The 240-nt window shown below is 58.8% G+C and carries 1 protein-coding gene; it reads left to right on the top strand.

Translation table 11 applies throughout. The annotated features are described in order from the left end of the window. The coding region (locus tag AC1RPU_RS08510; protein ID WP_481769734.1) for a hypothetical protein at window positions 1-240 on the top strand (240 nt) is incomplete at both ends.

The raw sequence follows: 240 nt of genomic DNA, 5'->3' as shown, positions 1-240 counted from the left end.
CAAGCGTGTCGAAGCCAAGGCCAAGAAGTTGACCGCAGGTCTGCGCGCTGTTGCCGCTGAGCAAGACGAGTCGATGGAACAGTGTTTGGCGATTGCGGCGGTCGGCATCAACCGTGCTGGCTACTTCAAGGACGTGCGCAACGAACTGCGTGCTGCACTCGAAGACGAATTTGCGGCGGCCGGTGTGCGTAATGCAGACAAGCTGATTCGTCGCGTGTTTGCTTCGCACGGTGTGGACTA

The organism is Dellaglioa sp. CoH-55-MRSF-7 (genome assembly GCF_056782235.1).
Note: the sequence above shows the minus strand (reverse complement) of the source record. Positions and strands in the feature narration are given on the sequence as shown.